At 40.9% G+C, this 22,327-nt stretch carries 21 protein-coding genes; all 21 read left to right on the top strand.

Features of this window, described 5'->3' with window-relative positions; genetic code table 11:
• The 21 genes from flgJ to MN199_RS08660 all read left to right on the top strand — a co-directional run bounded on the left by flgJ (position 1) and on the right by MN199_RS08660 (position 22,326).
• Positions 1 to 1,020 (top strand): flagellar assembly peptidoglycan hydrolase FlgJ, encoded by a 1,020-nt coding sequence (flgJ, locus tag MN199_RS08760; protein WP_335739143.1) that lies wholly within the window; start codon positions 1 to 3, stop codon positions 1,018 to 1,020.
• Positions 1,021 to 1,062: 42 nt separating this feature from the next.
• Positions 1,063 to 3,081, top strand: coding sequence for a flagellar hook-associated protein FlgK (flgK, locus tag MN199_RS08755; protein ID WP_335739142.1), 2,019 nt, complete (start codon positions 1,063 to 1,065; stop codon positions 3,079 to 3,081).
• 2 nt (positions 3,082 to 3,083) lie between these two features.
• Positions 3,084 to 4,319 carry a flagellar hook-associated protein FlgL gene (gene flgL / locus MN199_RS08750; protein WP_335739141.1) on the top strand — a complete coding sequence of 412 codons (1,236 nt, stop codon included), beginning with the start codon at positions 3,084 to 3,086 and terminating at the stop codon, positions 4,317 to 4,319.
• A 162-nt stretch (positions 4,320 to 4,481) separates the two neighbouring features.
• Positions 4,482 to 5,309, top strand: a complete 828-nt coding sequence (locus MN199_RS08745; protein ID WP_335739140.1) for a flagellin N-terminal helical domain-containing protein — start codon at positions 4,482 to 4,484, stop codon at positions 5,307 to 5,309.
• 197 nt (positions 5,310 to 5,506) lie between these two features.
• Positions 5,507 to 6,331: a flagellin N-terminal helical domain-containing protein gene (locus tag MN199_RS08740; protein WP_335739139.1), complete on the top strand. Its 825-nt coding sequence runs from the start codon at positions 5,507 to 5,509 to the stop codon at positions 6,329 to 6,331.
• Between the two features lie 122 nt (positions 6,332 to 6,453).
• On the top strand, positions 6,454 to 7,281 hold the full coding sequence (locus MN199_RS08735; RefSeq protein ID WP_335739138.1) for a flagellin N-terminal helical domain-containing protein: 828 nt from the start codon (positions 6,454 to 6,456) through the stop codon (positions 7,279 to 7,281).
• Positions 7,282 to 7,489: 208 nt separating this feature from the next.
• On the top strand, positions 7,490 to 8,314 hold the full coding sequence (locus MN199_RS08730) for a flagellin N-terminal helical domain-containing protein (RefSeq protein ID WP_335739137.1): 825 nt from the start codon (positions 7,490 to 7,492) through the stop codon (positions 8,312 to 8,314).
• Between the two features lie 68 nt (positions 8,315 to 8,382).
• The gene (locus MN199_RS08725; RefSeq protein WP_335739136.1) at positions 8,383 to 8,760 is read left to right on the top strand and encodes a flagellar protein FlaG; all 378 of its coding nucleotides are present in this window, start codon (positions 8,383 to 8,385) and stop codon (positions 8,758 to 8,760) included.
• Between the two features lie 9 nt (positions 8,761 to 8,769).
• Positions 8,770 to 10,233 (top strand): flagellar filament capping protein FliD, encoded by a 1,464-nt coding sequence (fliD, locus tag MN199_RS08720; RefSeq protein ID WP_335739135.1) that lies wholly within the window; start codon positions 8,770 to 8,772, stop codon positions 10,231 to 10,233.
• An 11-nt stretch (positions 10,234 to 10,244) separates the two neighbouring features.
• On the top strand, positions 10,245 to 10,679 hold the full coding sequence (gene fliS / locus MN199_RS08715) for a flagellar export chaperone FliS (protein ID WP_335739134.1): 435 nt from the start codon (positions 10,245 to 10,247) through the stop codon (positions 10,677 to 10,679).
• Positions 10,679 to 10,984, top strand: a complete 306-nt coding sequence (locus MN199_RS08710) for a hypothetical protein (RefSeq protein WP_335739133.1) — start codon at positions 10,679 to 10,681, stop codon at positions 10,982 to 10,984. Before fliS ends, MN199_RS08710 begins: the two co-directional genes overlap by 1 nt.
• Before the next feature lie 24 nt (positions 10,985 to 11,008).
• A complete protein-coding gene (locus MN199_RS08705) occupies positions 11,009 to 13,828 on the top strand; it encodes a motility associated factor glycosyltransferase family protein (RefSeq protein WP_335739132.1) in 2,820 nt (939 codons plus the stop codon).
• 6 nt (positions 13,829 to 13,834) lie between these two features.
• Entirely contained in the window at positions 13,835 to 14,305 is a 471-nt protein-coding gene (locus tag MN199_RS08700; RefSeq protein WP_335739131.1) for an acyltransferase, read from the top strand.
• Between the two features lie 28 nt (positions 14,306 to 14,333).
• Entirely contained in the window at positions 14,334 to 15,212 is an 879-nt protein-coding gene (gene rfbA / locus MN199_RS08695) for a glucose-1-phosphate thymidylyltransferase RfbA (protein WP_335739130.1), read from the top strand.
• Positions 15,203 to 15,610, top strand: a complete 408-nt coding sequence (locus MN199_RS08690; protein ID WP_335739129.1) for a sugar 3,4-ketoisomerase — start codon at positions 15,203 to 15,205, stop codon at positions 15,608 to 15,610. Before rfbA ends, MN199_RS08690 begins: the two co-directional genes overlap by 10 nt.
• A complete protein-coding gene (locus MN199_RS08685; RefSeq protein WP_335739128.1) occupies positions 15,607 to 16,722 on the top strand; it encodes a DegT/DnrJ/EryC1/StrS family aminotransferase in 1,116 nt (371 codons plus the stop codon). The genes MN199_RS08690 and MN199_RS08685 overlap by 4 nt, the downstream gene beginning before the upstream one ends.
• Positions 16,688 to 18,475, top strand: a complete 1,788-nt coding sequence (locus tag MN199_RS08680; RefSeq protein ID WP_335739127.1) for a glycosyltransferase family A protein — start codon at positions 16,688 to 16,690, stop codon at positions 18,473 to 18,475. Before MN199_RS08685 ends, MN199_RS08680 begins: the two co-directional genes overlap by 35 nt.
• Entirely contained in the window at positions 18,465 to 19,169 is a 705-nt protein-coding gene (locus MN199_RS08675; RefSeq protein ID WP_335739126.1) for a class I SAM-dependent methyltransferase, read from the top strand. The genes MN199_RS08680 and MN199_RS08675 overlap by 11 nt, the downstream gene beginning before the upstream one ends.
• Before the next feature lie 34 nt (positions 19,170 to 19,203).
• Positions 19,204 to 20,424 (top strand): aminotransferase class I/II-fold pyridoxal phosphate-dependent enzyme, encoded by a 1,221-nt coding sequence (locus MN199_RS08670; protein ID WP_335739125.1) that lies wholly within the window; start codon positions 19,204 to 19,206, stop codon positions 20,422 to 20,424.
• Entirely contained in the window at positions 20,411 to 21,607 is a 1,197-nt protein-coding gene (locus MN199_RS08665; protein WP_335739124.1) for an aminotransferase class I/II-fold pyridoxal phosphate-dependent enzyme, read from the top strand. Before MN199_RS08670 ends, MN199_RS08665 begins: the two co-directional genes overlap by 14 nt.
• Positions 21,608 to 21,621: 14 nt before the next feature.
• Positions 21,622 to 22,326: a WbqC family protein gene (locus tag MN199_RS08660; protein ID WP_335739123.1), complete on the top strand. Its 705-nt coding sequence runs from the start codon at positions 21,622 to 21,624 to the stop codon at positions 22,324 to 22,326.
• Position 22,327: the final 1 nt, after the last annotated feature.

The following is a 22,327-nucleotide window of genomic DNA, read 5'->3' as shown; positions in this document are numbered from 1 at the left end:
ATGAATACGACGCCGAACAATATGTCTTATCATGATCTAAGCAGTTTGCAGCAAATTCGCAGCAACTCAACCAAAGATCAGGCGGGCGCACTGCGTCAAGCTGCTGAGCAGTTCGAGTCTATTTTCTTTAGTATGCTACTAGGCAGTATGCGCAAAGCCAATGAAGCTTTTGAAGCAGATGGCATGATGAATAGTGAAACCACCAAGTTTTACCGTGATATGCAAGATAGTCAGATGGCGACGGAGTTAGCGCAAAAAGGTGCACTAGGTTTAGCTGATTTATTAGTGCAACAACTTAGCCCTGCCATCGGCGTTAATGCGGTACCAGAGGTTCATAAGCACGAGCTGGTGCGCGATAACTCAGCAAAAGAACTAGCACTACCAAAAATTATTTTACCTAAGGTGAGTATTAAACCTAAAGCCAGTATTGAGACGACAGATCACGTTATGCCTTATCTGGCGGCAAACCATGCAGTTGACGTGGCTCAATCTAAAGCGGATTGGCAGGTAACAAGCCCAGCCGAATTTGTGAAAAATTTATTACCTGCTGCACGGCAAACGGCAAAAGCCTTGGGTTTAGACCCGTTAGCCTTAGTGGCTCAGGCCGCGCTAGAAACCGGCTGGGGCAAGCGCATGATTAAAGACGGCCAAGGTAGCAATAGCTTTAACTTGTTTGGTATTAAAGCCAATAACGGCTGGCAGGGGAAAACAGCGGTAGTCGATACACTGGAATACCGCGGCGGTATAGCAAAAAAAGAGCAGGCTAAATTTCGCTCATACGAGTCACCCGAACATAGCATGCAAGATTACGTTAATTTTATTAAGCAAAACCCGCGCTATCAAGATGCGGTTAATGCCAGTGGTAACGCTAAAGCTTACTTTGAGCAGTTACAAGCAGCGGGCTATGCCACTGATCCTGCGTATGCGCAGAAAATTATGGCTGTTTATCAAAGCCCTGCGTTACAGCAAGCGGATTTGCAGAACAGTCAAATTCAAGAAATTGATGATACAGCCGAATAATTATGTATATAGCGCAGTTAAACAGCGTTAGCGGAGAGAGTAATGTCAGATAATTTACTGCGAATAGGTACTTCGGCGATACTGGCGAATAGCTCGTTGCTTAATACCACCAGTAATAATATTGCCAATATTAATACTGAAGGTTACACCCGCCAGCGCACCGAATTTGAATCACAAATTCTTGGTTTAGGGGTGGGTAGAGGCACTACCGAACGCTTAGTCAGTGAGTTTACGCAAAAGCAGCTGCGCCGTGATACATCAAACTATAGTTTTGCGCAGCAATATGTTACTGAAGCAAATCGTGTTGATGCATTATTCTCTAATCCGGCCAATAGCATTGCTACTGGGGTTAATGACCTGTTTAAGCAATTTCAGATTGCGAATAATGAACCGGCAACATTAGCTAATCGCCAGTTAATAATTGGTAGCTCGCAAGCCTTACTCGATAAATTTAATACGCTTTCTAGCTTAGTGCTAGATCAAGACAACTTCGTCAATCAGCAGTTAGATATCTATACCAGTGAAACCAACGGCTATATTAAGCAAATTGCTGATTTAAATTTACAGATCGCCTCTTTTGGCACGGGCGCAAGCAGGCCCATTCCGTTAGATTTATTAGATAAACGTGATTTGGCGATAAAAAACCTATCAGAAATGGTGGATATAAGAACCCTAGATGCAGAAAATGGTGAAAAATTAGTGTTTCTTGCCACTGGTCAATCATTAGTGGTTGAACGCGGTGATTTTAATTTAATGTCTTTACGCGGCGATCCAGACCCAACACAGCGCGAATTAAAGCTGCAGCTTTCAACCAAAAAAACGGTCGAGCGTGATATCGATATTGAAGCCGTTGGCGGAAAAATTGGCGGTTTACTCGCATTTCGTGAAGAGATTTTAGTGCCAACGCAAAATAGGCTAGGACAGTTAGCACTGTCTATGACCGATGCAATGAACAAACAAAATAGTTTAGGTATGAACTTAAACGGCGAAATTGGTGGTAATTTATTTACCTTGCCCACCAGTAATGGTTTTGCTTTTACGTCTAATGCCGGCACCGGTTCGGTAAGTATGACTCTTGAACCTGGCAAAGGCGATAGTTTACCGCCGAACGATTTTTTATTAACCGTTGAAGCCGGTGGTGTACGGCTGCAAGCACTAGATGCAAAAGGTAAGGTTATAGCGGGTTCTGATAAAGTAGTACCCATAGCCACCTACCCGGCTACAATTAACTCATCTGACGCGTTAGGTGATTTATATGGTTTAGAAATTACACTTAATGGTGCGCCAGCTATTGGCGATAAATTTGAACTAAAACCACTGAATGAAGCATCTAGAACCATACAATTAGCGACTACGCGCCCCGAAGATATTGCGCTTGCATCACCAGTACGCACTGAATTTACAGTAACTAATTTGGGTAATTCACAAGTGGAAGGTTTAAAGGTAACCAATACTACACCGGCTGTGTTGCCTAATTATGGCTTTGATACACCCGCTGGGTTAACTAATGGCCCTTGGACCATGACTTACACTGGCGCAGATACCTTTGAAATAATTGATAACATTGGCAACCCGATTGCCACCGCTACGTTTGGTTCAAACCAGTATCAAAATGTGTTTGCACAGGCTGGTTTTGCCCCCGGTTTTGATTTTTCAATTACCGGTATTCCGGCTGTAGGCGATACCTTTACCATTGGTTTTAACGACGGTGGTTTTAACGATAACCGTAACGGCTTGCAACTATCGGCATTACAAACAGCAAAAACCACTAGGTTAAACCCCTTATCTGCGCCCAATAGCGCTAATGCGGTTAACTTTAACCAAACCTATGCCGATATGGTTAGCCTAATTGGTGAACGCACTAGCCAAGGTAGAAATAACGAGGCGTCTGGTAAAGCATTACTAGACCAAACTACAGCTTGGTATGAGTCTTTGTCAGGTGTTAGTTTAGATGAAGAAGCGTCTAATTTGGTTAGATTTCAACAAACCTATGCGGCAGCAGCAAAAATTATTTCTACATCACAAACCGTGTTTGATACCCTATTATCGGCGGTGAGGTAATTATGAGATTGTCATTTAATATGAAATTTAATGCCGGCTTAGATGGCATTTTAAATACCCAGCAAAAAATGAACCGAGCCCAAGACCAGTTAACAAAACAAACTCGACTGTTAACACCGGCCGATGATCCGGCGGCATCGGCAAAGGTATTAGGCTTAGATCAAAATTTAGAGCAGGTGGCGCAGTTTCAAAACAACAGTGTGCTATTAAAAAACAATCTGGCACTAGAAGAAACTGTGTTAACCAATATGCGCACTACGCTTGATAAAGCACGCGTACTAGGCATAGCCTCAGGTAATGGCACCTATACTAGCGCAGAGCGAGAGGCCGTAGCGCAAGAGCTAAAAAATATTCAGATTGAGTTATTCGATTTAATGAACACCCAAAATGCCGAGGGTGGTTATATATTTTCTGGTTTTCAAGATAAAAAACAAACCTATAGCTACAACAATGCCACTGGTATTTATGAGTTTCAGGGTGATGATGGTCAAAAAGCCTTACAAATTTCACCCACTATTGCTCTAGCGGGTAATGATAGTGGTAAATTTGTATTTGAAAATGTTGATGCGCGTTTTAAAGCTAGCCCAGCAGCAATAGCTGCAGGTGGTGCAACGGCTGCGTCTGTTATCGTAACAGATCAAAGCCAATTTGATGCCTATTTTAAAAAAAACTACGACAGGTTAACACCGGCTAATAATGACTATAATGTGGTTTTAACGGCGCCTTCCAGTTATGAAATTCAAAAAAATGGTGCCGCATTAGTCCCTCCAGTAACCGGCGCCTACACTCCTGATGCACCTATTGTCTTTAATGGCTTAACTATTACGATAAGTGGCGCGGCGGCAGTGCCAGGCCAAGTAGATTTTTCACTACAAGCACCAGAAAAGAAAAATATATTAACTACGATAGGCGAGTTTATTACTGCGCTATCAGATCCGACGATATCTAATTTAAATTTTAACGAAGCGATGAGCGATAACCTTGTGCAAATAACGTCTGCGGCGACGAGTGTTGACCGTTATTTGTCATCTATTGGTGGGCGAATCAATGTGCTTGATAGTGTGTACGGTACTAACGAAGATTTAACTATCAACAATAAATCATATCGTGCTGATTTATCTGAGGTAGATTACGCCGCTGCGTTAACTGAAATAACTAAGCAGGAAACTGCCTTGCAGGCTATATCTAATACCTTTGTCAAAGTATCTGGTATTAGTTTATTTGATTATATTCGTTAAGTTTTACTGAGTGTTTGTGCTGGGTTTTAAATGTTTCTGTAAAAAGAATAAAAAAGTTACTCAAGTTTTTACGTCTTGCTCCGATAAATAAGTATCAGATGAAAACAGCACAAATTAACAAGGTGTTGTTTCAGATACGAATAGAAAAGCAGGAGTAACACCATGGCCTTATTTGTAAACACCAATACATCATCACTAAATGCGCAGCGTCAGCTGGTTAACTCTGGTAACTCTTTAGATACTGCGTTTAAACGTTTATCATCAGGTTTTCGCATTAACAGCGCGGCAGACGATGCTGCTGGCCTGCAAATTTCTAACCGCTTAACCAGCCAGGTAAATGGTCTTGACCAGGCTGCGCGTAACGCCAACGATGGTATTTCAGTTGCCCAGGTTGCTGAAGGCGCAATGGAAGAAATTACTAACTCATTACAACGTATCCGTACCTTAGCTATTCAGTCGCAAAACGGTATTAATAGCTCGTCAGACCGTCAAGCGCTACAAAAAGAAGTAACAGCGTTAAAAGCAGAAATGAGCCGAGTAGCATCTACGACGCAGTTCGGGTCAATTAGCTTATTGGACGGCAAGTACGACACTAATTTTTTAGTGGGTGCTAATGCTGGACAAAATATCGCGGTAACATTAACTAACAGTGGTGGTTATGGTACTACGGCGTTAGGTTTAAGCGCTTTAAATATTGATAGTGTCGCTGGTGCGTCAGCAGCCATGGCCCTAGTTGATACGGCTATTGGCCAGATAGACGGTGCCCGGGCTGACTTAGGTGCGATTCAAAACCGCTTCCAGGCAACCATCCGTAACTTAACCAATATCTCAGAAAACGTATCGGGCGCACGTAGCCGTATTCGTGATACCGATTTTGCTAAAGAAACAGCAGAGCTAACACGTACGCAGATTTTGCAACAAACCAGTACTACAGTGTTAGCGCAGGCAAATCAGCGGCCACAAGCAGCGTTAAGTTTATTACAAGGCTAATATAACTTAAAACAAAAAAACCACCTTTTAGGTGGTTTTTTTGTTTTCGTTCTGCATTTTGATTGAAGTGATTATTTTAAGTATTTTTCTAAAGTTTTACTCTATTTTTCCGATATATAGGTAACACAAATATATACATCATTTCGTATAAAACGTGCGAATTTGATAGTGTCTAATTAAATAGCAGGAGTAACACCATGGCCTTATTTGTAAACACCAATACATCATCACTAAATGCGCAGCGTCAGCTGGTTAACTCTGGTAACTCTTTAGATACTGCGTTTAAACGTTTATCATCAGGTTTTCGCATTAACAGCGCGGCAGACGATGCTGCTGGCCTGCAAATTTCTAACCGCTTAACCAGCCAGGTAAATGGTCTTGACCAGGCTGCGCGTAACGCCAACGATGGTATTTCAGTTGCCCAGGTTGCTGAAGGCGCAATGGAAGAAATTACTAACTCATTACAACGTATCCGTACCTTAGCTATTCAGTCGCAAAACGGTATTAATAGCTCGTCAGACCGTCAAGCGCTACAAAAAGAAGTAACAGCGTTAAAAGCAGAAATGAGCCGAGTAGCATCTACGACGCAGTTCGGGTCAATTAGCTTATTGGACGGCAAGTACGACACTAATTTTTTAGTGGGTGCTAATGCTGGACAAAATATCGCGGTAACATTAACTAACAGTGGTGGTTATGGTACTACGGCGTTAGGTTTAAGCGCTTTAAATATTGATAGTGTCGCTGGTGCGTCAGCAGCCATGGCCCTAGTTGATACGGCTATTGGCCAGATAGACGGTGCCCGGGCTGACTTAGGTGCGATTCAAAACCGCTTCCAGGCAACCATCCGTAACTTAACCAATATCTCAGAAAACGTATCGGGCGCACGTAGCCGTATTCGTGATACCGATTTTGCTAAAGAAACAGCAGAGCTAACACGTACGCAGATTTTGCAACAAACCAGTACTACAGTGTTAGCGCAGGCAAATCAGCGTCCACAAGCAGCGTTAAGTCTACTGCAGTAACATAATTAATTGTTATTTGTAATAAATAATAATTAAATTAATAAGTTATTTTATATGTCGATATAAAAACGTCAGTAGATATTTATTGTTTAAACAACAGTAAATGCGAAAGGAATGATGGTATGGCTTTAATTGTCAATACGAATCAGTCGTCATTAGGCGCTCAGCGTTTATTGGGCAATGCGACATCCGGCTTAAGTACGAGTTTTGAGCGATTAACATCAGGCTTACGAATAAACCGTGCGGCCGACGACGCGGCCGGACTTGTCATAAGCAATGTACTAACCAGTCAAATTAATGGGTTAGACCAAGCCGTGCGCAATGCTAATGACGCTATCTCGCTAGTGCAAGTTAGCGAAGGCGCGATGGATGAAATAGGCGTTAGTTTGCAGCGAATGCGAGTGCTAACTATTCAGTCAGAAAATGGTATTAACACTGCCTCTGAGATAAAAGCCATACAGCAAGAATATAATGAATTAGCCAGTGCGATTCAAAGTATTGCTGATAATACCGAGTTTGGCAGGCTTAAGTTACTTAATGGCAGTACGCCAAGTGCTATATTTCAGATTGGAGCAAATGCCGGACAAAAAATTAAAATTGATCTATCAAATAACTTTGGCAGCGGCGCTTCTGGTTTAAATGTTTCAGCTGTGCAGCTTGGCGTAGATGATGCCGCAGACTCATTATCTGCACTTGATAGTGCTATTTTGACGGTAGATAACGCGCGCACCGATTTAGGTGCTTGGCAAAATACGTTGAGCTCTACGATGAGAAACTTAACGAATATTAGTGAAAATGTATCGGCGTCACGAAGCCGAATTCGCGATACCGATTATGCATATGAAACAACTGAACTTACTCGTACCCAAATAATTCAACAAAGTAGTACCTCGGTTTTAGCACAGGCGAACCAAAGACCACAAGCGGCACTAACTGTATTAGCAGGCTAAGATAAAACCACCGTTAAGGTGGTTTTATCTATATGATTTATAATCAATTAATAAATAATAAAAAAAATACATTTTTTTACTAAAGTTTATGAGGACGCGGCCGAAATAATGGTTAAGCCAAGTTGCAGCTTGGCTCAGTTAACGGGATAACCGTATATTTAAACATCAGTTGAAAGTAGCAGAGCTACCGACAACTAAGGAGTGACTCATGGCTTTATTTGTGAACACCAATACCTCGTCGTTGAATGCTCAGCGTCAACTGTTCAATTCGGGTAACAATTTAGATACGGCGTTTAAACGCTTATCTTCTGGTTTTAGAATTAACAGTGCTGCTGATGATGCGGCAGGCTTGCAAATTTCTAACCGTTTAACCAGCCAGGTAAATGGTCTTGACCAGGCTGCACGTAACGCCAACGATGGTATTTCAGTTGCCCAAGTTGCTGAAGGTGCAATGGAAGAAATTACTAACTCATTACAGCGTATCCGTACTTTGGCCATTCAGTCACAAAACGGTATTAACAGTTCTACCGACCGTGCGGCGTTACAAAAAGAAGTAACCGCATTAAAGGCAGAGATGAGCCGGGTAGCGTCTACTACACAATTTGGCACAACAAAATTACTTGATGGTAAATTTGATGCGAATTTTTTAGTTGGTGCTAATGCTGCGCAAAATATCGCGGTAACGTTAACTAACAGTGGTGGTTATGGTACTACGGCGTTAGGTTTAAGCGCATTAAATATCGATACTGTCGGTGGTGCGTCATCAGCAATGGCCCTAGTTGATACGGCTATTGGCCAGATAGACGGTGCCCGAGCTGACTTAGGTGCGCTGCAAAACCGTTTCCAATCAACCATCCGTAACTTAACTAACATTTCTGAAAACGTATCCGGTGCACGTAGCCGTATTCGTGATACTGATTTCGCTCGCGAAACAGCCGAACTGACTCGCCAGCAAATTTTGCAGCAAACCAGCACTACTGTTTTAGCCCAGGCAAATCAACGTCCACAGGCAGCATTGTCTTTATTAGGTTAAACTAATAGGCGTAGCGGTGAGAATAGTTTATAAAGTTCTCACCCTACGCGCCTTTAAGGAGTGTAAATATGAGCAGTATTAACGCAAATAGTCCCACATTAGTGAACTATGCTGCTGTAGCTGAGATGACGGTTAAACCGGTACAAGCTGAGCCGAACGCAGTAAAAGTAGTTGCTGAAACTAAACCCGTTGTTAATATTAGTGATACTGAATTAGAAGAAGCGGTTGATGTATTAAACCAAGCGTTAGCGCTAGATCAGCGGTCACTAAGTTTCTCAATTGACGATGCCTCAGGGCGCTCAGTCATTAAAGTGGTAGACTACGAAACTGAAGAGTTAATTAAGCAGATACCAACTGAAGAATTACTAAAGGTTTCACAAAATATCAAACGGTTACAGGAAGAGATGGGGCAGTCTATCGGCCTGTTAATTGATAATAAAGTGTAGAGGTGTGTTATGGCGGGTATTAATTTTCTTGGTTCAGCGTCGGGCTTGCCACTAGATGAGTTGCTAACAACGCTGGTTAAGGTTGAGCGTGATAGTAAACTTAGTAGAATTAATACGACTAAAAAAACACTAGACTCCTCATTGTCAGGTGTAGGCCAGTTAAAATCGGCGTTGTCTGCTTTTCAAGATTCACTAAAAAAATTAAGTGGCAATACACTTAACGCTAGAACGACCACGGTAAAGCAGCCTACCGAAAATAAAACCTATATAGAAGCATCCGCTTCAAATACCGCAGTTGCGGCATCTTTTGACATAAAAGTGAGTCAACTGGCGTCTGGAAGTCGGTTAGAAAGTGCTGATGCAGCTTATAACTCGGCTAACGATGTTATTTCGACTACTAATGGCACTTTATCTTTTGCCGCAAATGGCAAAAGTTTTGATATCGACGTTACCGCAGGTATGACGTTAAACGAGTTACGTCAGAAAATTAATACAAAATCAGATAACTTTGGTGTCAACGCTAATATTATCAATTCCGGTGGCGCAGCGGGTACTAAATTAGTGCTTAGCTCTTCTGAAACCGGTGATGGTAATGATTTAGTTATTACCAATAGCAACGCTGAGCTTGACGCACTGTCAACCGTACCTACCGGTGCCTTAGCGGGGCTAAATGTAAGCCAAGCAGCACAAAATGCCATTATTCAAATTGACGGTATTACAGCAACTAGCGCTAGTAATACGTTTAGCAATGCTATTCAGGATGTGTCATTAACAGTAAAAGCGATAACACCCGATGATAATAATGCCAAGGTCGAGGTAGCAACCGACAAAAGTGCAGCTAAAGAAAACATTCAAAATTTTATTAATAACTATAATGTGTTAGTTGATCAGGTTGCAGGTTTGACCAAAAAAAGAACCTTAGGTGCGGATGGTAAAACGGTAACTGCTGAAGGTGGCGCTTTAGCAACGGACCAAATGCCGAAAAATATCATGACACAATTGCGCGGCTTGCTTGGTAATGTGGTAGAAGGTGCTAACTCGTCTTTATCTACTTTATATTCGTTAGGTATTACTTTTAAAGACGGCGGAAAATTAGAAATTTCTACCAGTTCTGAATTTGGCACTGACTCAGGTAAAACCCGCTTTGATAACGCACTTAACGAAAACTATGATGGCGTTGCGGCGTTTTTTGGTGGCGAAAAGGGTCTAAGTGCAACGTTAAATGGTTTTGTAAAAGAGTTTACGCAAACTGGCGGTATTATTGCGACTAAACAAAATACGCTTAAAACACAAATTGATAAAAATACTAAAGATTTAGAGGCTGCTAACCGATACATAGTAAGCTTCGAGCAAACATTACGTAGTCGCTATACCGCGTTAGATGCGTTATTAGGTTCAATGCAGAATATGGCATCTACAGTGACAGCACAGTTATCAAGTTTGCCGGGGTTTGGTTTTAATAAATCTAAGTAGTGGAGAGCGTTATGAGTTATGGAATCAAGGCATATAAAGCTGTTGGTATTAAAGATGACCTAGCTGTGGCAGATCCGCATCGTGTTATTCAGTTACTGATGCAAGGTGCGTTAGAAAATTTGGCCAAAGCCAAAGGCAGTATTGAACGTAACGACTACGCCGGTAAATCAAGCACTATTAGTCGGTCAATATCGATTATTTCGGCATTACAAGGTTCGTTAGATATGAATGCCGGTGAAATTTCAGATAATTTATTTTCTTTGTATGACTTTATGCTTAACCACCTTATTCAAGCTAGCCGCGAAAAAAATATTGCTAAGCTAGATGAAGTAATGGAAATTTTATTGGTTATTAAGGGGGCATGGGATCAGATATCGGTTAGTGATCGCGAGAAAGGCTACCAGTTACAGGCGCAAGCAAACCAACAGCAAGTTGTGGGTGCCTAGTGAAATTGTCTAACAAAGCGCAGCAATGCCAATTGCTGCGTGAAAAAATAGACGGCTTAATAAGTGCTGATTTGTATGTTGTTGAAGAGCTATCAATACTTAGCGAACAACTTAACACTATTCTTAGTGAGCCAATACAACCTGAAGACGACGAAGAGCAATATGCACTGTTTTTAAAACTAAACCTTGACTGGCTGCAGTCATTAATGGCAAAACTAACAGAAGACAAAGATAGGGTTGCTGCAAGTGTATTACATTTACAAAAAGGCATACGAGCCCGTCATAGTTACGGTGAAAATAACTAACTTATTTACCAATTTAGGCCCCTAATGCTGAAATATATTAACTATCAGTTAGAGCCTGATGATAAAGCGCAGGCTTCATTAGAGCAGAATATTACCCCTCAGATACATCAACGATTTAAAGACAACCTCAGCGCATTTTCACACTTTATGCCCAGTGTTGTTTCGCTAATTGAACAGCACACTATTCAGCAATATTCTATATTTTGCACTCGTAAGGGCGAATTAAATATTGTCGATTTTGCCACAGGCCGAGTCTGGTATAGCGACACTCCTTTTAATGAAGTGGCAGATGAGGTTGCCGAGTTTTGTCAGCAAGCGCCTTTTATTACAATGCACTCCAGTAGAGAGGTTACTGAAAACACTTGGTTAAGCGAGCCGTTACCCGCAAGTGTCAATGTGATTATTATGTTTGGTTTAGGGCTGGGCTATCAATTAAACGAGTTGTTACAAAATACGCGAGTTAAATACTTAATAGTTTATGAGCCAAGTTTAGACACCTTAATTGCATCAGCGCAGGCTAACAATTGGCTTGAGCTATTTGAAACTGCCGCGGCACTTGGCACCCAAGTTTTTTTGCAGTTAGGTAAAAATGGCAGCTCAGTTACTGAAGACATAGCTGAATTACTCGCCGTCACCAAAATTGATCATATATATGTGTATCGGCATAGGTTTCATCCGGTAATGGATGAGGTTATTGATTATTTATTTTTGCATTCAGGCGACAAAAAAAGCTTAACTAATAGCCACTACAATTTTGATGGTTATAACAACTTTTATGATTATGTTGCTGAGAGAAACAACAATGTATTGGGTAATAAAAAAAGCTCTGAATGCGAAGCAGAATCCACATTGTATCAACGTAATATCACTGCATTAAAACGATTTTATCCTAATGTTTATCAAGAAATTATTAAACATCACAACAAGCATTGGCAATTATGTTTGGATGAGCAGCAGTGTGTTAACTTATTTCATACTAAACGAAAGGCCTTTTTCTACCAGAATATCGATGCTGAATCGCAGCAACTAGTCGATTATTTTATTCGTCATCCTTATAAAGACGATGTTGTAGTGGGGCAGGGAGCGGCTCGTAAGCTTAAGCATTATTTGCATTTTACTCATGTTGCGCAAATTAGACCGTTAATTAAGCAGCAATTGCAGCAGCGAATTCAGTTACCGCAACAGGTTGACTCACTGATTATTTTTGGCGTGGCGTTAGGCCGGCACATTGAACTGTTAACCCAGCAGCGAGATATAGCCAATTTGTATATTTGCGAGCCCAATTTAGATTTTTTTGCCGCCAGCCTGCATGTGACAAACTGGGCTAGTATCTTTGAGCGAGCAGACGCTAATCAGCAACGCATATATTTAAACTTAGGTGGCGATGGCTTAACTTATTTTAATGACTTAATGACGCAGTTTTATCAGGTTGGGGCCTACTCTATAGCGAATACTTATATGCTAAGCAGTTATTTTAATAACAATATGCAAAAAGCGATAAGTAATTTACGAGCCGAGTTTAGGGTGGTACTAGCATTAGGAGAATACTACGACAATGCACGCTATGGTATTGCTCATACCTACAATAGTATTAAACAGGGGCATAAGTTTCTTAAGCTTGATAACAAAGAGTATAAAAACAATAAAGCATTAGATTTTCCAGTATTTATAGTTGGCAATGGGCCTAGTTTAGACCAGAGCTTTGATTACCTGCGTCAGTATCGTGATCAAGTAATTTTAATCAGCTGCGGTACTGCGCTGTATTCGCTTTATAAGCAAGGTATCAAACCCGATTTTCATGCCGAAATTGAGCAAAATAGATCAACCTATTTTTGGGTAAGTCAGGTAGATGATAAGGCTTGGCTAAAAGATATAAATTTAATTAGCGTTAATGGTATTCATCCCGATACTGCCGATTTATTTAAAGACACGTTTTTATGTTTTAAGTCTGGAGAAGCATCAACGCACATTTTTCAGACAGACTTGCACAATCAAGGTTATGTTATAGCCGATTTAAGCTATGCGTATCCCACAGTAACTAACTTAGTCGTCAATTATATGCTGCAGCTTGGTAGCAAGGTAATGTATTTGTTTGGCGTTGATTTAGGTTATATAGATATTCGTTATCATCACTCACAAGCCTCGGCATACTATCGGCAAGATGGTTCTGAAATCTACAATTATCAAAACGTCCATGGTGGTGGCATTCCTATTAAAGGTAACTTTTTACCGATGGTCTTTACTAAGCCCGAATTTGACGTATCGCGTAAATTACTCGAACAGGCGATTGCATCAGCCGCGCATAAAATTGAAATATACAATTGTAGTAACGGAGTAAGAATAGACGGGGCAATTGCTCTTGCGCCAGAAAATATATTATTAGAATCTAACTTAGCAGATAAAAACACAATATTACCTACTTTGTTAGAACAAGCTTATTATGTAAATCTTAGCCAGTATGCTGATAGTATTCATAATAAATTTGATATGACTACATTTACCGACACTATAGAAAGCTGGTTGCTATTGTTTGACAAAGACGTGAACAGTCGAACCGAAGCAAAAGAGTTTTTAGAGTCGCAGTGGCAGCTACTAAAACGTAAGAGTGCAGTACCAAGCGACCCCACTTTTTGTTTGTTTTTTGGTAGCACAAACTATTTTGCCGGTATAATGACTAAGCTAGTGTCTTGTATAAGTGATAATAATAGTGAAGATGTAGAATTATTAAATACGTTTAATCAAATTAAAATGGTATGGCGTAATTATATTGCTACTGGTTATCAGCAATATAAAGATGAACCACTTAAGTTTGATGACGTCGATGTTGGTAGGCTTTTTAAGTAGGATGATATGACCTTTATTCATCAATTTGCTGATGTCAGCAGCACCCAAATAGGTCTGGGTACTAGGGTCTGGCAGTTTGCTATTATATTAGCTGGCGCCATTATCGGGCGTAATTGTAATATATGTGCGCACACTTTTATTGAGAATGATGTTGTATTAGGTGACCGTGTGACTGTGAAGTCGGGTGTGTTTTTATGGGCAGGTACCCGGATAGGCAATGACGTTTTTATTGGCCCAAATGCAACTTTTACCAACGATCCATTCCCTCGTTCAAAACAGTACCCAGCAGAGTTTGTTGGGGTTGTTGTCGATGATGGCGCTAGTATTGGCGCAAATGCGACTTTGCTGCCAGGTATTCGGATAGGAAAAGGAGCTATGGTTGGAGCTGGTGCTGTAGTCACAAAAGATGTTCAAGACTGGAATGTGGTCGCCGGTAACCCAGCGCAAGTGATCCGTGTACTTAAACAGGCGGAATGAGCCTATTGGCTAAAGCAAGGAAATGTCGATGAAAGGTATTGTATTAGCTGGTGGTTCTGGTTCGCGCTTGTACCCGATCACACAAGGGGTTTCAAAACAACTGCTGCCTGTTTATGACAAGCCGATGATTTATTATCCTCTTTCAGTATTAATGTTGGCCGGGATCCGGGACATTTTGTTAATTACCACACTTGAAGATTTAAGCGCGTTTCAGCGTTTATTAGGAGATGGTAGCCAGTTTGGTATTCAACTAACTTATATCACCCAGCCGGCGCCTGATGGCTTAGCTCAGGCTTTTATTCTCGGCGAGGATTTTATTGGTGATAGCCCAGTGTGTCTTATTCTCGGAGACAACATCTTTTATGGTCAAGGTTTTACTCCAAAGCTACAAAAGGCAAAAGGTCTGGTCCATGGCGCTACCATATTTGGATATCAGGTTAAGGATCCTGAACGCTTTGGAGTCGTGGAATTCGATGAAAACTCGCGGGTTTGCTCTATCGAGGAAAAACCAGTTTCGCCTAAATCCAATATTGCTGCAACGGGACTGTATTTTTACGATAACAGGGTCGTAAAGTTTGCCAGACAAGTAGAGAAGTCTGCTCGTGGTGAATTAGAAATTACCTCAATTAATCAGGCTTATCTTGCCGATGGCAGCTTGCATGTTGATATTCTTGGTCGTGGTTTTGCGTGGCTTGACACAGGGACATGTTCGAGTTTGTTGGAAGCCGCGCAGTTTGTAGAGACATTGGAAAAACGGCAAGGCTACAAAGTAGCTTGTCTCGAAGAAATTGCGTTTAATCAAGGGTGGATAAGCGCGGAGCAATTATGTCAGACCGCGGTGCGACTCGAGAAAAGTAGTTATGGCAGTTACCTCAAGTTTCTAATTAAGGATATGCCATGTCGCTGATACAGTTGATTGAACTGCCTATTTTCGGTGATGGGCGAGGAGATTTAGTCTCAATTGAAGCTTCTAAACATATTCCTTTTGATATTAAAAGGGTTTATTGCCTTTTTAATTTAGCTGACCATCCCCGCGGAATGCATTCGCACCGACAATTACAGCAGCTGGCGTTTTGTGTGCACGGTAGCTGTCGTTTTATTTTAGATAATGGCACTGAAAGAGATGAGGTTACATTGTCGAGGCCTACGCAAGGATTACTGATCGGTAATTTAATCTGGCGTGAAATGCATGATTTTTCTGACGACTGCGTCATTATGGTTTTGGCTAGCGAGCATTATGATGAATCCGACTATATTCGCGACTATACAACCTTTCAGGATGTAATTCGGGGGACGGCCGGATGAAAGTCCCATTTTTAAATCTCAAAGCCATCAACCAGCGAGATGAAACTGAGTTACTGGCGGCTTGTGAGCGCGTTGTAAAATCTGGCTGGTACATTCAAAGTTCTGAAGTGAGCTCATTTGAGCAAGCATTTGCTGAGTTTTGTGGTGCTGACTATTGTGTCGGTGCTGCTAATGGTTTAGACGCGCTGCGACTGACTTTGGCCGCCTGGAAAGTGTTAGGACTGTTAAAGAATGGCGACGAAGTCATAGTGCCCGGCAACACCTTTATTGCCACAGTTTTAGCCGTGACTGACAGTAATTTAGTTCCGGTATTTGTTGAACCAGATCCTGATAGTTACCTTATTACAGTTGCAACAGTTCAAGAGGCAATTACTGAAAAAAGCCGGGTGATTATTCCAGTACATTTGTATGGCCAATTGGTCGATATGCCTGCTTTGCTAACGTTGGCAAAGCAGCACAATCTGCTTGTGCTTGAAGATGCCGCCCAGGCGCATGGTGCAAGCTTGAAGGGTAAAAAAGCCGGCAGTTGGGGGCACGCTGCGGCGTTCAGTTTCTACCCAGGTAAGAATTTAGGAGCTTTGGGTGATGCTGGTGCAGTTACGACAGACGATTTAAAGCTCGCAGAGGCTATTCGCGCCTTGGGGAACTATGGTTCAGAGCAAAAATATATACACAAGTACCAAGGCTTTAATAGTCGGTTAGACCCCATTCAGGCTGCGATGTTAGGGGTTAAACTTACTCGTCTGAATGACGATATTCAGCTAAGGCGCACAATAGCGCAGCGTTATTTGTCTGAAATTAATAATCCATTTATCAGCTTACCAAAAAATATCGATCCTGAATGCCATGTCTGGCATTTGTTTGTGATAAAAACGGATCATAGAACTAGATTGCAGACTTGGTTGGCGGACAATAAGGTTGAAACACTGGTTCACTATCCTTGTGCACCGCATAAACAAGAGGCTTATGCTGAATACGCATATTTGAGTCTGCCAATTACGGAACAGTTACAGCATCAGATACTGAGTTTGCCGATCGATCCGACAATGTCTGAGATTCAGGTTAGTTGGGTTATAGATGTTTGTAATCATAGCTTGGTTAGTATTATATAAAATGAAAAAAACAATATTATTTGGTGCTGGCACTATTGCATCTCAAATTATTTTATATGATCTAAACATCAATATTGTAGCTATCGCTGATAACGATAAAAATAAAGTAGGTGGTTTGTTTTATGGCATCCCGATAATAGCCCCTGCTAGTATTAATAATACCGTGTTTGATGAAGTTATGATTACCACTGGGCGAGTTAATGAAGCACGAGCACAATTGATTGGACAGCTCGAAATATCTGAAGAAAAGGTGGTTTTACCAAGGCGGCATTTGAGCAAGCCACTGCAAGCATTTTGTATAGAAGCTAATCAGAATTTAGCCCACCTGTTATTGAGTAAACTGACCGTTTCTGAGACTGCAGCAAAGTTGGGTGTGATTGTGGATATGGATACTCTGAAAGCGCTGGCTTTATTTGGCACTGTTAGATCGCAGGCGTCTTTAATTCATCTGTCTTTACCTAACTCAGGATTGGTTACCTTTGCTGAATACATAAAGCAAATTTTATGCGAGCTGTCAGCAACAGAAAATTTCAATTGGCAACTAAATCCAATGAAAACTTCAAGCGGTGAAATTATTGCTTATTTGCTTGATATCAATTTAGTAGAGCATGAGACTAAGTTATTTAGTTTTATATTTCGCGGCTATGCTGAGGTTAATGGCTATACAATTGATTTACCTAGTCGTGCAATGTTTTTCTCTCCTTTATTTTTGCGTAGCCAAACAGTATTACATAGATTCGGTGAAATAACTTGTCGTGTTCCAATGGAATGGGAAAAATATCTAACTTTTATGTATGAGCTCTGGCAAGACAGTGAAGTTAACCTTAAATTGTATCAATATCAACATCGCGGATGCGGTGCATTGCCAGATGACGTGCAACAAGCGCTTAAAACTAAAGAGCCATGGATCTTTGTTGGCTGTGAAGATATAAGTATCGTGTTACTGGTTTATAACAATATTGATTATTTGAATGAAGCTATCGAAAGTGTGTTATTCCAACTAGTGCCGTACAGAGTTGTTGTTCATTGTCTTGACGATGCATCAAGTGATGGGTGCTCTGAATTACTAAGGGAGTATCAGCAGAAATTTAGTGAGTTGTTGGTACTTTATATTAGTGGAGCGAACCAGGGGTCTGGTAAACAGAGTTTATTGACACATAAGCCTGATATAAAAGGAAATTTTTGGACATTCCTTTCTGGGGATGATTTCTGGCTTACTCCGTTTAACCTTTGGTTCCAAGCAGATTATCTCCTTAGAATATCAAAGGCTGTAGGTTGCGCTTGTGCTACTATTATGCGTGACGAAGCTAATGATTATGAAACTATGATATCGCCAAAACCAAGCCAGTGGAATTTGTTTGATTTATTACTGCTTCATAAAGAAATTAGTTTTTACACTCATACGTCGAGTATTTTATGGCGCAATATATTTTACAAAGAAAGAGCATTTTTTCTTCCGGTAAAGTTTGAACTCCCTGAATCAAATGGTGATGTAATGTTGGCGCACTTTATGCTGGAGAACGGCGGTGAAATGCATCTATTACCCAACGTCATGAATTTCTATCGCTACAGCGGAAAAGGCGTTTGGTCTTCGATATCAAAAGAAGAACAGATAAAGATTAATAAAAAATTGTCTAGTACTCTGTACAGTATGATTTCATTTAGAAATAGATTTTTATGTCGAATTCATAAATCATCAATTGTTCCAAGCAGCATTAAACGCATAATCAGAGGGCCAATAAATGGGAGATGATAAATTTCATATCCATAAAGAATATCCAAAGAGTTGTCCGCCTACAGATTTCTGGAGTCAGGTGAAAAGAACTGTAGATGGCATTCCGGTTTCCGAAGCTCAAATACAAATGATTGTTGATGCTATTCTTAAGGGCTTATTATTCGAGCCTGAAGATCAGCTTCTGGATCTCTGCTGTGGTAATGGCGCTCTTACAGATAGGTTACTTAAATATTGTTCAGCTAGCTTGGGTGTCGATTTTTCTGAATATTTAATTGAAGTTGCTAAAACTAACTTTGAAAAAAGACCTCAGCAGGAGTATATCTTGCAGGATGTAGTCAGCTTTTGCCAACAGCACATCGCCACGGAGCGTTTTACTAAAGCATTGTGCTACGGAGCTTTTTCTTATCTCGATAACGAGAATGCGAGAAAGTTGCTTACAGCATTGAGTGTTAATTTCGAGAACATCACCAGAGTTTTTATCGGTAACTATCCTGATCTCGATAAAATTTTTAATTTTTATTCAACTGAGCATTATTACCCAGGAATTGAAACGAAAGCTGATTCTGCAATAGGGATATGGAGAAGCAAAGAGGAGTTCAGTGAGCTTGCGACACAATGCGGTTGGCATGCAGAGTTTACTAAAATGCCGGAACATTATTATGCTGCACATTATCGCTATGATGTCGTTCTTACCCGTCTTGGATGCACATAGTAGACGTGCTTGTAGCTATTGAAAGTGAGGTGCTATGTTTGTAAAAAAATCAGTAGATGACTTGGCAGTCTTTTCCGGGAGTCCATTATTCAATGATTTCAAATCTACCTCTAGCTTATATCAGCCGGCACTGTCCAGCTTTTTACAGTACTCCAAAGCTTTTTTCGACAATAGGCACTATACCAATAACGGACCTAACGTAAAGCTGCTTGAGAAGAGACTGGCTGAATTTCATCAGACAAAATACTGCATAACTTTTTCCAACGGTTTTTGGGCAATTGTTCTGGCGATGAAAGAGCTGGCATTAGCGGGTAAAACAGAAGTTCTTATGCCTTCTTTTACCTATAGAAGAATGGCTGATATTGCAGCGTGGGTTGGTTTAAAACCAAGATTTTGCGAGGTCTCCCCTGACACTCTGGCTGCAACCTATGACACTGCGAAACCTTATATTAATGAGCAAACGGCTTTAATTTTAGCTGTACACCCAATCGTAAATTGCTGCGATGTTACCGGGCTACAGCAACTTGGTATAGAGTACGGTATTCCTGTTTTATTTGATGCGGTTGAGTCAATGTACGAGACAATCGCAGAAGGGAAAATAGGCAGCTTTGGTAATGCAGAATGCTTTTCAATGCATGCTAGTAAGCTGCTTAATGGTTGTGAAGGTGGTTATGTTACTACCAATGATGAAGAGTTGGCTCACAAGCTCAGATTAAAACGCAGTTTTGGGTTTGCAGGCCAGGACAATTGCATAGCTGGTGGTGGGCTTAATGCCAAACTGAATGAGTTGCATGCAACTATGGCTCTTGCCAATCTTGACGAGTTACCACAATTGGTTGTGGCTAATAAGAAAAGATATGACCTTTATAAAACGTTACTGTCGGCTGTAACTGGTGTTCGTTTACTGCAATTTGATGAAAGATATCAGACAAGTTTTAAAACAATAATCGTTGAGCTTACTAATGACTGGCCGTTTTCCCGAGATAAAACGATAGAGTTGCTTAATGCTGAACGTATTCTTGCACGCAGCTATTACTCACCAGCATTACACCAAAAGAAGATGTTATACCCGGCGTGTAGTGCCGACTTACCCTTGACAGATTATTTGTGTACAAGATTTATGTTGTTACCATGTGGTGATTTTATTGGTGCAAATGATATAAGCCAGGTAGTAATGTTATTACAATTTTTGCGTGACAATGCCGACCAGATAAAATCACTGCAATTATCGGAGGCTAATCATGATAGCAACTAGATTTGCCATCGCCGGAAACGTACCTATTTTTGATATTGATATTCCGGTAGGCCAGCTTTACTTTCCAGACTGGACTCGTTATGAGTCAGCAGTAAAAGATATTTTCGACCGCCGCTATTATACTAACCAGGGACCCTTGGCACAGGAGCTTGAAAGCCGACTGCAGCAAATGCTTGGTGTTAAACATGTGATATGTGTAGTTAATGCCACGGTAGGCTTGATGATGGCTGCTGAAGCACTTGAACTAAAAGGTAAAGTTATTCTGCCATCTTTTACATTTTTGGCTTCAGCGCAGTCTTTGAGTTGGACTGGTCTACAACCCGTTTTTTGTGATGTAGCCTCAAACACTCACCATATCGACGTGTCAAAGGCGAAACAAATGATTACTAAAGATGTTTCTGCAATTATGGCCGTAAACTTGTGGGGAGGAGCTGCTGATATCACAGCGCTTGAACAGTTGGTACAGGAAACAGGTATCAAGTTATATTTTGATTCTGCCCATGCTTTTGGTTGTGAAGTTAATGGTCAAAAAGTTGGTTGTTTCGGGTCGCTTGAAGTGATGTCATTCCATGCTACTAAGATGCTCAGTGCCACAGAAGGTGGTTGTATTTGTACTAATGACGATGATTTAGCGGCGAAATTACGCAATATTAGAAGTAGCTACGGCGCGGGACATACTGTATCTGTAGTGAAAACGTCCAATGGACGTATGTCAGAGCTGCAAGCCGCTATTGCACTACTCAATCTTGATGATTTTGAGATAAATCGGGCAAATAATGAAGCAACTTTCCTAGCATATCAAAAACACCTAGCAGGTATTCCTGGGCTAAAGCTGATTAGTCCAAGCGGTGTGAGTCGATCTAATTACCAATACATTGTATGTGAAGTCAATACAGAGCAATTCGGGGTAACCCGTCAGCAACTGCTTAGTATCCTCAAAGCAGAAAATATTAATGCCAGAAGGTATTTTTATCCCGGCGTACACAGGAGCGTCGAATTCAATTCACTGTATAATAAGCAGAAAAATGCATTGACTATAACAGAACTGTTGTGCGAGACGTGCATACAACTTCCTGTCGGGGCATTGCTTGATATTGATAAGGTAGAAGTTATATGTAACCTGATACGCAGTGCTCAGCGCAATAGTGCAAAGTTATTACATTATCTAGATTCTGATTCGTAATGGTTGTTGGCATAATGCAGCCATATTTCTTTCCTTATTTAGGACATTTTGCGCTAATTTCGGCCTGCGATAGCTGGATTGTATTTGATATAAGCCAATATACTCGTAAAAGCTGGATGAATAGAAATCGGATTTTACATCCGAAACAAGGCTGGCAATATATTTCAATACCTGTCGAAAATGCTACTCTTGGTATTGCAACATCTCAGATTTTAGTGAAAGACTTGGACGCTAGCCGTGATGAGTTACTAGGAAAGTTAAGCCATTACTGCAAAGTTGCGCCTTATTACAAACAAGTGGTTAGCTTGGTAAAGGAATGCTTTGCTGCAGTGGCTGACAATCGTTTAGTTACACTCAATATACAATCACTTAAAGCAGTAACCTCTTATCTGGGTATGTCTTTTAATTACCAGATTTGTTCAGAACTTGATCTAACGTTTTCGCCTGATATGGCACCAGGTGATTGGGCGTTAGAGATCAGTCGTCAATATGGTGCTAACACCTATATCAACCCGAGTAGTGGTTTGCGGTTATTTGATCCGGCGGCATTTGAACGCGCTGATATCAAGCTGGGTTTTTCTTATTTTGATCCCTTCGTTTATCATGCCACTGGTCGTACTTTTGAAGCCGGCTTGTCAATAATTGACGTAATGATGTGGTGCTCGCCTGAAGAGATTAAAAACGCCATAGTAAAATTGCACCATATTGATTATGTATAGG

The organism is Rheinheimera metallidurans (assembly GCF_036983985.1).
Taxonomy (GTDB): Bacteria; Pseudomonadota; Gammaproteobacteria; order Enterobacterales; family Alteromonadaceae; genus Alishewanella; species Alishewanella metallidurans.
This window is presented reverse-complemented; position numbering and strand designations above follow the sequence as displayed.

Excerpts from the sequence above, each read along its gene's own strand:
- MN199_RS08730 (WP_335739137.1), top strand. The coding sequence starts at position 7,490 with ATGGCTTTATTTGTGAACACCAATACCTCGTCGTTGAATGCTCAGCGT.
- MN199_RS08735 (WP_335739138.1), top strand. The coding sequence starts at position 6,454 with ATGGCTTTAATTGTCAATACGAATCAGTCGTCATTAGGCGCTCAGCGT.
- rfbA (WP_335739130.1), top strand. The coding sequence starts at position 14,334 with ATGAAAGGTATTGTATTAGCTGGTGGTTCTGGTTCGCGCTTGTACCCG.
- MN199_RS08660 (WP_335739123.1), top strand. The coding sequence starts at position 21,622 with ATGCAGCCATATTTCTTTCCTTATTTAGGACATTTTGCGCTAATTTCG.
- MN199_RS08685 (WP_335739128.1), top strand. The coding sequence starts at position 15,607 with ATGAAAGTCCCATTTTTAAATCTCAAAGCCATCAACCAGCGAGATGAA.
- flgK (WP_335739142.1), top strand. The coding sequence starts at position 1,063 with ATGTCAGATAATTTACTGCGAATAGGTACTTCGGCGATACTGGCGAAT.
- MN199_RS08700 (WP_335739131.1), top strand. The coding sequence starts at position 13,835 with ATGACCTTTATTCATCAATTTGCTGATGTCAGCAGCACCCAAATAGGT.
- flgL (WP_335739141.1), top strand. The coding sequence starts at position 3,084 with ATGAGATTGTCATTTAATATGAAATTTAATGCCGGCTTAGATGGCATT.
- MN199_RS08690 (WP_335739129.1), top strand. The coding sequence starts at position 15,203 with ATGTCGCTGATACAGTTGATTGAACTGCCTATTTTCGGTGATGGGCGA.
- MN199_RS08725 (WP_335739136.1), top strand. The coding sequence starts at position 8,383 with ATGAGCAGTATTAACGCAAATAGTCCCACATTAGTGAACTATGCTGCT.
- MN199_RS08740 (WP_335739139.1), top strand. The coding sequence starts at position 5,507 with ATGGCCTTATTTGTAAACACCAATACATCATCACTAAATGCGCAGCGT.
- MN199_RS08665 (WP_335739124.1), top strand. The coding sequence starts at position 20,411 with ATGATAGCAACTAGATTTGCCATCGCCGGAAACGTACCTATTTTTGAT.
- MN199_RS08705 (WP_335739132.1), top strand. The coding sequence starts at position 11,009 with ATGCTGAAATATATTAACTATCAGTTAGAGCCTGATGATAAAGCGCAG.
- MN199_RS08670 (WP_335739125.1), top strand. The coding sequence starts at position 19,204 with ATGTTTGTAAAAAAATCAGTAGATGACTTGGCAGTCTTTTCCGGGAGT.
- flgJ (WP_335739143.1), top strand. The coding sequence starts at position 1 with ATGAATACGACGCCGAACAATATGTCTTATCATGATCTAAGCAGTTTG.
- MN199_RS08680 (WP_335739127.1), top strand. The coding sequence starts at position 16,688 with ATGTTTGTAATCATAGCTTGGTTAGTATTATATAAAATGAAAAAAACA.
- MN199_RS08745 (WP_335739140.1), top strand. The coding sequence starts at position 4,482 with ATGGCCTTATTTGTAAACACCAATACATCATCACTAAATGCGCAGCGT.
- fliS (WP_335739134.1), top strand. The coding sequence starts at position 10,245 with ATGAGTTATGGAATCAAGGCATATAAAGCTGTTGGTATTAAAGATGAC.
- MN199_RS08675 (WP_335739126.1), top strand. The coding sequence starts at position 18,465 with ATGGGAGATGATAAATTTCATATCCATAAAGAATATCCAAAGAGTTGT.
- fliD (WP_335739135.1), top strand. The coding sequence starts at position 8,770 with ATGGCGGGTATTAATTTTCTTGGTTCAGCGTCGGGCTTGCCACTAGAT.